This window comes from Mesorhizobium sp. M1A.T.Ca.IN.004.03.1.1 (assembly GCF_003997555.1).
Taxonomy (GTDB): domain Bacteria; phylum Pseudomonadota; class Alphaproteobacteria; order Rhizobiales; family Rhizobiaceae; genus Mesorhizobium.
In genome coordinates this window covers 1-228 of record NZ_RZTV01001257.1, presented here as the reverse complement: position 1 = coordinate 228, position 228 = coordinate 1, and the positions used below count along the sequence as shown (strand labels likewise).

Annotated in this window: 1 protein-coding gene; it reads left to right on the top strand. The window is 59.6% G+C overall.

The window, feature by feature from the left end:
• Positions 1–36: 36 nt before the first annotated feature.
• On the top strand, positions 37–228 hold a 192-nt coding region (locus tag EOD29_RS36945), incomplete at its 3' end, for a hypothetical protein (protein WP_206520644.1).

Genomic DNA, 228 nt, shown 5'->3' with positions numbered 1-228 from the left:
GTCAGGTTGGGCCTCGAAGCGGTATCGGCTCCGTGCATGCTGAGCGTGCTTGAAAGCTTTCAGGAACGAGCCCGACATTTCAGCTTTCGCACTGCCAATCCCGGGGAGCTCGGCCAGGACGAGGCGCTAATGGATGAGGCGGCGCATACCCTGGTAGTTCGTGAGAGCGTAATGGAGGATGTGAAGGCTGGCCGGGAAAGGGCAAGGTTCACGATCGCTCACGAACTC